At 75.6% G+C, this 4875-nt stretch carries 5 protein-coding genes and 1 pseudogene; 1 reads left to right on the top strand and 5 read right to left on the bottom strand.

The genetic code is table 11. From position 1 onward, the window contains the following. Positions 1–78: 78 nt before the first annotated feature. The 5 genes from G3I53_RS21460 to G3I53_RS21480 all read right to left on the bottom strand — a co-directional run bounded on the left by G3I53_RS21460 (position 79) and on the right by G3I53_RS21480 (position 4419). On the bottom strand, positions 79–996 hold the full coding sequence (locus G3I53_RS21460; protein ID WP_164339053.1) for a hypothetical protein: 918 nt from the start codon (positions 994–996) through the stop codon (positions 79–81). Next, positions 993–1961, bottom strand: coding sequence for a hypothetical protein (locus G3I53_RS21465; protein WP_164339051.1), 969 nt, complete (start codon positions 1959–1961; stop codon positions 993–995). The genes G3I53_RS21460 and G3I53_RS21465 overlap by 4 nt, the downstream gene beginning before the upstream one ends. Further along, positions 1958–2650, bottom strand: coding sequence for a hypothetical protein (locus tag G3I53_RS21470; RefSeq protein WP_164438672.1), 693 nt, complete (start codon positions 2648–2650; stop codon positions 1958–1960). Before G3I53_RS21470 ends, G3I53_RS21465 begins: the two co-directional genes overlap by 4 nt. 23 nt (positions 2651–2673) lie before the next feature. Next, positions 2674–2862 (bottom strand): hypothetical protein, encoded by a 189-nt coding sequence (locus G3I53_RS21475; RefSeq protein ID WP_164337082.1) that lies wholly within the window; start codon positions 2860–2862, stop codon positions 2674–2676. A 300-nt stretch (positions 2863–3162) separates the two neighbouring features. After that, on the bottom strand, positions 3163–4419 hold the full coding sequence (locus G3I53_RS21480) for a cytochrome P450 (RefSeq protein WP_164337084.1): 1257 nt from the start codon (positions 4417–4419) through the stop codon (positions 3163–3165). Positions 4420–4599: 180 nt separating this feature from the next. Between G3I53_RS21480 and G3I53_RS21485 the strand changes: the two are divergent. Next, positions 4600–4875, top strand: a pseudogene (locus tag G3I53_RS21485) (hypothetical protein); the annotation flags it as partial.

The raw sequence follows: 4875 nt of genomic DNA on the forward strand, positions 1-4875 counted from the left end.
CGGGGCGGTCCGGGTGCGCGGTGGGCGGCCCGTCGGGCGGGAGCGGGCGGCCCGGCCAGGGGGTGCGGGCGGGCGCCGTCATGAGGCGCGGGCCAGCGCGGTCAGGGCGCGGGAGGTGGCCAGCACGGACGCGAACGCCGCGACGAGCGTGGGGTGGTAGACGATGTCGAAGACCTCGTCGGGGTCGCCCAGGGGCATCTCCCGCACGGCGGGCATGGCACCGTCCGGCTGCTGGGCGGCGGCGAACGCCGTCCAGGCGGCCTCGTCGAGCGTGGGGCGGGGCAGGCAGGCGTCGACCACCAGGAGTTCGCCGAGCAGGTCCCAGCGCCGCAGGTCGAGCCAGTCGTCGAGCCACACCGGCAGCCAGGTGGCGAGGTAGTCGGCGAGGTACGGCGGCAGGCCCTCGGGGTGCTCGCCCCAGTCGGTCAGGTGGAACACGCAGTGCGTGATGTCGTAGGCGATGTGCCCCTCGACGGTCCACGGTTCGGGGGTGCGGGCCAGCCAGGTCCGGTGCAGGGCCTCGGCCTCCGGCGGGCGCGGGGTGAGCCCGAAGCGGCGCTGGAAGGCGGACAGGCCCAGCCGCCGGGTCGGGGTGGTCTCGAAGGCGGTCCAGCCGTCCAGCCGGTGGTTGAGGACGGCGGCGCGTTCCACCTCGGGCTGGCTGTAGCCCAGCTCGCGGAACGGCAGGTACACCTCGAACGGGATCGGGGAGATCGGCTCGGTGCGCTGGCCGCGCACCAGCATGCGGCCGCCGTCCAGGCTCTCCCGCCAGGCGTGGTCGAGGAGTTGCCGGGCCAGCCGGGTCTGGCGGGAGCCGGACACGCCCTCGCGGAACAGCACCGTGCAGATCAGGGCCAGCTCACCGATGGGTTTGAAGCGTTCGAGGAACCCCACCTCGGGGTCGGCGTCGGTCTCCAGCCGGAAGCCGTCGCGGTGCGCCCACAGCCATTCGAGGGCGCCGGCCGAGACCTGGTGGATCAGGCGGGTGTCGGTCATGCGGGCACTCCTTGTCCGCCGTGGGGACGTGCCGTTCCCGCGGCGGGGCCGGTCTGCCGTGCGGTGGTCAGGACGGCCGCGAAGGCGGCCATGAGGGTGGAGTGGTAGTGGCCGGCGAAGTACCCCTCGGCGGCCGGGACGGCGGCGGGCGTCCCGTCCTCCTCGGGGAGTGCGCCGGAGGGGCGCTGGGCGGTCCGTAGGCGCTGCCACCCGTCGCGGAACAGGGGGTCGCCGGCGGGGTGCGGGACGGTCGCGGCCACGGCCAGCAGTTCGCAGGCCAGGTCCCACATCCCGGCCTCCAGGCAGGTGTCGAGCCAGGCGGGCAGCCAGTCGGCCAGGTAGCCGGCGAGGTCCGCGGGCAGGCGGCCGGACGCGCGGCCCCAGTCGGTGAGGTGGAACACCACGTGGGTGAGCGCGTATCCGGCGGAGCGTTCGAAGGTCCAGGGCTCGGGCAGTCCGCCCAGCCAGGTGTGGGCCACGGCCTCCGGGGCCGGCCCGGTCCGCCGGATGCCCGCGCGTTCCTCGGCGTGCAGGACGCCGAGCCGGCGGGTGGGTTCCTGCTCGGTGAGCCGCCAGCCCCGGGTGCGGCCGACGACGGCGGTGGCCGCCTCGAAGCGGGGGTGGCGGAACCCGGCGGCGGCGAGGGCCGCGTACACCTCCAGCGGGTACGTGGCGAAGGGCTCCAGCCGTTGCAGCCGGAGGAACAGCTCGCCCTGCCCGGTCTGCTCCCAGGCGAAGTCCAGCAGGGTGACGGCGTGGGCGTGCAGCGGGTCGCCGGGTGCGGTGTGCCGGGACACGGTGGCGCAGACCTGGGCGAGTTCGCCGAGCGGCTTCCAGCTGCGGTCCACGCGGCCGTCGGTGGCCAGGGCGTCGTCGCCCAGCAGGAAGTGGGCGCGGTGGGCGGCCACCCACCGCAGCGCGTCCTCGGCGACCTGCCGCGCCGGCCCGTCGTCGCCCGCGCTCACGCCGCTGCTCCGGTCGGGGCCAGGCGTGCCGCCTGGACGTGCAGGGCCACCAGCGGGTCCTGACCGCCCATCAGCTCCACGAAGTCCAGGCCGGACGCGAGGCCGAGGGTGTCGGGGACGCCGGGCAGCAGGGTGAGCCAGCGTCCGGCACCGGACGCCTGCCGCCAGTCCCTGCGGCGCACCGCGCGGACGAAGCCGCGGGCGACGTCGACCGGGCGGCCGGCGGCGGCCCGGGCCACGGCGCAGTCCTCACCGGGGAGCGCCAGCGGGGCCAGGACGGCGAGTTGGTGGGTGAGCAGGCGCCAGTCGGCCCGGTCGAGCCAGTCGGCGCCGGGGGGCGCGGCGGGTTCCCCGGGCACGGAGGGGTCCAGCGCGTGCAGCGTGCGCGCCATGGCCCAGTGACTCCACCGGACGGTGGGGGCGGCGTCGGCGCCGGGCGGGAAGGCTTCCACCGCCTTGCGGAACACCGCGAGGCGCACCGGGTCGGGCGGGGCGTCCAGCAGGATCTCCGGCAGCAGCGTGTCGGCTCCCACCACGCGGACCGCCGCCAGCGTGAGGCTCCCCGCTTCCGCGCCGGCCCCGTCGGGCGCCGTGCGCGCGTGGTCTCCGCCCCGAAGGGCGGAGACCACACCGGAGGCGAGGTCCTGCACCGCGCCCTGCAAGAGGGTCGAAGTGCCTGACTGCTCCATCTCATTCACTCCCGTCGAGCCGGTCAGCCCTTCTTCGGCCGCGGGGTCGGGGGCGACAGCAGCAGCTGGGTCGTCCCGGAGGACAGGGCCAGCGCCCCGCACTGCCGGCTGTCGCGGTACACACCGTCGATCTCCGCCGGGTCGAGTGCCGCCTCGATGTCGGCGCTCCGGATACCGGTGAGCTCTTCGATGACCTTTTCTTCGGAAGGCATAACACCATCTCCCTGAGACGTAGCGGTTACCTTCACCCTTCGACTCACCCATTTCGGATGAAGCATGCCAACTTACTCAGAAATAACTTCTGTCACATTTTCAACGTCTGTGACATGCGGTGCGCGAAGCGCCGCCGGGCACCCCCGCGGCGCCCGGGAGCCGGCGCCGGCGGCCGCGACACCCGGACCGCGCAGGACACCTGACCGTCTCTCACCCGGCCGGGCAGCACGCGGACATGCGAAAGGGCGAGGTGCTCCCGACTGCGCGGAGCACCTCGCCCGGCCTGTGCCGTCCGGCGGCTAGCGGGGCTCCTCCCGCGGCGGGCGGACCCCGGTGACGACGACGCCGCTGCGCGGGCGGGTGGGCACGCGGTGCAGGGCGATCGTCAGATTCTGCTCGGGCACGGTGTACTCCAGGCGGGCCAGCCGCTGCGTGAGCGCCTCCAGCACCCCGACGGTGACGCCCTCGCCGGGACAGCGGTGTCCGGTGCGGGGGTCGCCCCCGCCCTGCGGGATCAGCGTGTCGCCGCCGGGCGCGTGGTCCCGGAACCGCTCCGGGCGGAAGACGTACGGGTCGCCCCACAGCTCCTCGTCGTGGTTCTGCCCGTACACGTCGAGCACCACGAGGCCGCCCGCCGGGAGCGCCTCGCCCCGCCACTCCAGGTCGCGGACGGCCAGGCCGCCGAGGAAGGGGACGAAGGGGTAGAAGCGGCGCACCTCGTGGGTGAAGGCCGCGGTGAACGCGGGATCGCCCGCGCGCAGCGCCGCCCGGTGTCCGGGCCGGCGGTGCAGGGCGTGGGCGGCGAAGGCGACGAACCAGCTGACGGCGACCGTCGGGCGCAGGACGTTGAGGAGTTCGACCGCGGCCGTGTCCGCGTCCAGCGCGCCGCCGTCCGCGTCCCGGTGCCGGCACACCAGCTCCAGCACCGATCCGGCCGGGGCCGGGACACGGCCCGAGCGGACCCCGGTCACGAGGGCCGCCAGCCGCTCCTCCTGCCGGGCGCGGGCCCTGCGGGCCCGCAGATGGCGGGGCCCGGCGGTGGCGAAACCGTCGACCATGGCGATCATGTCCCGGGCGGTCGACTCCGCCCCGGCGTCGGCCGGCGGGACGCCGGCCCATTGGTGGACACCGCGGGTGAGCACGGTGCTCGCCTCGTCGAAGAGGACCACGGAGTCCCGCCCGCTCCAGGCCAGGACCGCCTCGTCCCAGGCCGCGGTGACGTGGTCGACGAGCCGGGCGATCCGGTCCGGCTCCATCAGCGGCAGGAACAGCCCCTTGCGGGCGCGGTGGGCGGGCCCGTCGAGCGTGTGCACGGCGCCGTGGCCGAACAGGGTGCCGAGCACCGGTTCGGGGATGGCGCGGTGCCGCTGCACGTTGCGTTCGTCGTAGAAGAACCGCACGGCGTCGGGCCCGCGCAGGGCCAAGGCGGGCCGTCCCAGGAGCCGGGTCCGCACGACCGGGCCGGCGCTGTCGCGCATGCGGTTGGGCAGCCAGCCGTAGCCCTCCACGAGCAGCGGCAGCGTGCGGTCGCCCAGGGGGCGGCTGAGTACGTCCATGGTCGGCGGGTGCCCAGGCGGCCTGCCGGGACACTCCGCCCGCCGGGTGATCGCCGGGCCCGTGCGCCGGTGTGGCCGATACCACGCCGCCGAGGAGGTTTACATCACTCCGGGCCGCTCGCGAGGAGGGCTACGGTGCGAAGGAAGGCTCACCTTACCCAACCGTTCGGACGGCCCGCAGTGCACGCAGATCTCTCTCCCGTCGTCGCGGCGACCGCGCAGTGGCTGACCCGCTCCTTCCCCGCCTCCGGCGGTGCGCTGTCCGCCGCCCTGTGCGAGGTGCAGGCCCGGCAGGCGGTGACCGTCGCCGCCCGGCTGCGCTACCCGACGGCCATGGACGCCGCGCTGGTCGGCGTGGCCGGCCCGGGCGGGTCGGCCCGGCTCGACTGGGTCACCGGCGCCGACACCGGCACGGCCGACGACCCCGGTGCGGCGGACGAGCGCCACGCCTGGCGT

Origin of the sequence: Streptomyces sp. SID14436 (assembly GCF_010548465.1) — a bacterium.
GTDB lineage: Bacteria > Actinomycetota > Actinomycetes > Streptomycetales > Streptomycetaceae > Streptomyces.

Excerpts from the sequence above, each read along its gene's own strand:
- G3I53_RS21460 (WP_164339053.1), bottom strand. The coding sequence starts at position 996 with ATGACCGACACCCGCCTGATCCACCAGGTCTCGGCCGGCGCCCTCGAA.
- G3I53_RS21470 (WP_164438672.1), bottom strand. The coding sequence starts at position 2,650 with ATGGAGCAGTCAGGCACTTCGACCCTCTTGCAGGGCGCGGTGCAGGAC.
- G3I53_RS21475 (WP_164337082.1), bottom strand. The coding sequence starts at position 2,862 with ATGCCTTCCGAAGAAAAGGTCATCGAAGAGCTCACCGGTATCCGGAGC.
- G3I53_RS21480 (WP_164337084.1), bottom strand. The coding sequence starts at position 4,419 with ATGGACGTACTCAGCCGCCCCCTGGGCGACCGCACGCTGCCGCTGCTC.